Source organism: Acidovorax sp. HMWF018 (assembly GCF_003061035.1).
In the GTDB taxonomy this organism is placed as follows: domain Bacteria; phylum Pseudomonadota; class Gammaproteobacteria; order Burkholderiales; family Burkholderiaceae_C; genus Acidovorax; species Acidovorax delafieldii.
The window spans coordinates 1-3,199 of the sequence record NZ_QAIM01000274.1 but is presented as its reverse complement, the minus strand read 5'-3'; the positions used below and the strand labels follow the sequence as shown (position 1 = coordinate 3,199).

Genomic DNA, 3,199 nt, shown 5'->3' with positions numbered 1-3,199 from the left:
GCGCTACTTTGGTGCCCAGCTGGCGCAGCACGGCAGCGCGCTGCGCCAGCTGGGCACCAAAGTAGCGCTGCACCAGCAAGGTGGTTGCCTCGTGGCTGGTTTTGGTGGCGTCGGCCTGGGCCTCTTGCGCCTGTGCATCCAGCAGGCCCCGGGCGGCATGACTGGCGCCGCCCATGTAGATCGGCCAGATGGCGGAGACCGAGGCCGTGGTGTCGCTCTTGCTGCGGTTGAGCGTGTAGCTAGACGGTAGGTGGGGTAACTGGGCCAGCGAGCCCGCCAGCTGCGGCGGCACCTGCGACAGCACGCCGGGCAGTGCGCGGTTCAGCGGGTTCAGGTCCACGTCCAGGTTGGCGTTGTAGGAATAGGCGGCGCCGCTCAGGTTGACCACCGGGCCGCCCAGGCGCTGCATGGCGTCGCGGCGCAGCTGGGCGCTTTCGACGGCACTGCGCGATGCGGCCAGCTGGTCGGAGCGCTGCTGCAGCTGGTGCAGCGCTGCGTCAAACGCCAAAGGGGCGGCGTGGGCCTGCAGGGGCAGCAGGGTCAGGGTGGTAGATGCAAGCAGGCAGAGCAAAGCCGCGCCTGCCCGGCCTGTGTGCCGGGGCGTGGTGGGATAGGTCATGGTGTCAGGTCGTGGTTGTCAGCGCGCACCCACGGGGGTGTAAGCGTTGCTGTGCTCTGCCAGCCAGCGTGCCGACAAGTCGGTGCCGTGCTGGCTGGGGTGAAAGTCGGGGCGCAGGTACTCGCGCCAGGGGCGCCAGGTCTCACGCACCAGGCCGCCCTTGCCGAACAGCGTGCGTGCGGCGCTGGTCCAGGTGCTCCATTTCCACAGCGAGCCATCGCGGCGCAGGTTCAGTACCGTCTGGCGCAGCACATCGCCGAGGAACACCACCGTGATGCGGCGGAACCAGGTGATGCGCCACTCGTGGTTGCCGCCCAGTGCCTGGTAAAGGTCGAAGGCCGTGTTCTTGTGCTCGGACTCTTCGGCACAGTGCCATTGCCACATGGTGGCCAGGCGCGGCTCGGCGCCCTGCAGTACCTCGGGGTGGGCCAGCAGCCATTCGGCCAGCAGGGCTGTGAAGTGCTCGTTGGCAGCGGTCACGGCCAGCGGATGGCGCGGGTCGGCGCCTGCAAACAGCTTCATGCGCTCTTGCGCACGCGGGGCCCATTCGTTGGCGAGGCCCTGCTGGTCGAGGTGGCCGTTGAACAGCGCGTGGATGCGGCGGTGGGTGGCCTCTTGCCCGATAAAGCCGCGCACCTCTTCGGCAAACTGCGCCTGTTGGTCAGGGGGCAGGGCCTTGTGGCCGTCACGCACGGCGTCGATAAAGAACTGCTCGCCCACCGGAAAGCTCATCGACAGCGCATTGAACAGCGCCGAGCGAAACGCATCGCCACCACACCAGTGGCGCGCAAACGGCGTCTCCAGGTCGATCAGCAGGCGGCGGACAACGAGTTCGGTCATGAAGAAGGCTCCTGGCGCAAAGGGGGCCGCGCGGTGGTGCAGGGGTTTGGTACTTTGCAGTACCGGTGATTTGTATGATGCAGATCAACTATGGTACTGTCAAGTACCTCGTCGAATTTTCTGCATTGCGATCAGCCTCCATGAGTGAAGTCACCGCCCCAGCCGCTACACCCGCTGCACCCGCTGCGGGCACCGAACACCGTGCCCGTCTGCTGGAAGGCATGGCGCGCGCCGTGGCCGCCAAGGGTTATGCCGACACCACCATTGCCGACATCGTGCGCGAAGCCAGCGTGTCGCGCCGCACCTTTTATGAAAACTTTGCCGACAAGGCCGAGTGCCTGACCGCACTGTACGAGGCGGCCAGCGGCAACGCGATAGCGGTGCTGCGCGCAGCCATTGACCCGCACAGCGACTGGGAGGCCCAGGTGGAGCAGGCCATGGCGGCCTACTTTGGCGTGCTGGCGCGCAACCCCGTGTTGCTGCGCACCTTGTTCATCGACATCTTGGGCCTGGGCCCCACGGGCCTGGCCGCGCGCCGCCGCGCCAACCAGCAACTGGCCGACCTGATGCTGGACGTGGTGAACAACCGCCCGGGCGAGCGCAAACGCAAGGCCCCGCTGCAACCCATGATGGCCATGGCCGTGGTGGGGGGCATCAACGAAATGGTGCTGCAGTCCATCGAGCAGGACCGGGCCGGGCAGCTGCAAGAGCTGGTGGAGCCCGCTTCCACGTTGTTGCGGGCGGCAATCTCTGCGGAGTTTTGAATCTGTTGGGGTAATGCTTACCGCTGCCCGCGCAGCGAGCGCCTCACACCTCGTTGGCAATCTCGATCAGGTTGTCGTCCGGGTCGTAGATATAGACCGAGCGCAGCCGGTGACGTGCGCCCGTTGCGCCTACCGGGCCTTGCACGATGGCGACGCCTTCGGCCTGCAGGTGGGCGATGACGTCGTCGAGCGGCATCCGGGTGAGAAAGCACAGGTCACCCGAGCCCGCCGTCGCATGGCGCACATTGGGGTCCACGACCGTGCCCACTTCGTGCAGGTTGATCTTTTGCGCACCGAAGTGCAGCGCGTACCGCTGGGGCTTGAACTCCCGCGCGGTCATGCCCAGCACACGCTCATAAAACGCCATGGTTTTGTCGATGCTGGCGACGGTGAGCACGACGTGGTCGAGTGAATCCAGGACGATGGGCATGGTGTGGGGCAGAGCGTCAGGCGGGTGAAGGAAGGAGGGCCGGTGCCGTGGGCTGCAGCCACCGCTTGTTGGCAGCAAACACCACCGTGAGCAGCAGCCCGGCCAGCAAGGCCATGAACCAGTGCAGGGGCGATAGCGGCACAAACCTGAAAGCGTTGGCCAGCCACGGCACGGTGGTGATGGCCGTCAGCGCGGCCAGCGTGCCGCCCGCCACCCACAGGCTGACCGGGGTGAGTCCCGCCCACAGGCTGCGCCACACCGTCTGGCTGCTGCGGCTGGGCAGGATTAGTGCGGCATTGGCGGCCACCAGCACCACAAACGCGGCCGTGCTGGCGGTGGCGGCATGTGCGGGCTGGCTCAGCAGCCAGGCATACAGGCCCACCACGGCGGCCGTCACCACGCTGCCCTGCAGCACGCTCAGCAGGATGTGGCGGGCGGACAGCAGGGGTTCGTCGGCCGCGCGGGGCGGCTGCTGCATGAGGTCGGCAGCGCCTTTTTCGGCCTCGAACACGATGGAGCAGGCGGGGTCGATGACCAGTTCCAGAA

General features: G+C 66.9%; 5 protein-coding genes. 1 reads left to right on the top strand and 4 read right to left on the bottom strand.

From position 1 onward, the window contains the following. Both DBR23_RS10300 and DBR23_RS10295 read right to left on the bottom strand, forming a co-directional pair. The coding region (locus tag DBR23_RS10300) for a TolC family protein (RefSeq protein WP_233250382.1) at positions 1–619 on the bottom strand (619 nt) is incomplete at its 3' end. Between the two features lie 18 nt (positions 620–637). Next, entirely contained in the window at positions 638–1,459 is an 822-nt protein-coding gene (locus DBR23_RS10295) for a metal-dependent hydrolase (RefSeq protein ID WP_108498181.1), read from the bottom strand. 140 nt (positions 1,460–1,599) lie between these two features. On the opposite strand from DBR23_RS10295, the gene DBR23_RS10290 reads away from it, so the two are divergent. Continuing rightward, positions 1,600–2,223 (top strand): TetR/AcrR family transcriptional regulator, encoded by a 624-nt coding sequence (locus tag DBR23_RS10290; RefSeq protein ID WP_108498182.1) that lies wholly within the window; start codon positions 1,600–1,602, stop codon positions 2,221–2,223. 43 nt (positions 2,224–2,266) lie between these two features. Here the strand turns inward: DBR23_RS10290 and DBR23_RS10285 are convergent, their stop codons facing one another. After that, entirely contained in the window at positions 2,267–2,653 is a 387-nt protein-coding gene (locus DBR23_RS10285; RefSeq protein ID WP_108498180.1) for a VOC family protein, read from the bottom strand. Positions 2,654–2,669: 16 nt separating this feature from the next. Continuing rightward, the coding region (locus tag DBR23_RS10280) for a cation transporting ATPase C-terminal domain-containing protein (RefSeq protein WP_199227682.1) at positions 2,670–3,199 on the bottom strand (530 nt) is incomplete at its 5' end.

Coding starts and splice junctions, on each gene's coding strand:
- DBR23_RS10290 (WP_108498182.1), top strand. CDS start 1,600: ATGAGTGAAGTCACCGCCCCAGCCGCTACACCCGCTGCACCCGCTGCG.
- DBR23_RS10285 (WP_108498180.1), bottom strand. CDS start 2,653: ATGCCCATCGTCCTGGATTCACTCGACCACGTCGTGCTCACCGTCGCC.
- DBR23_RS10295 (WP_108498181.1), bottom strand. CDS start 1,459: ATGACCGAACTCGTTGTCCGCCGCCTGCTGATCGACCTGGAGACGCCG.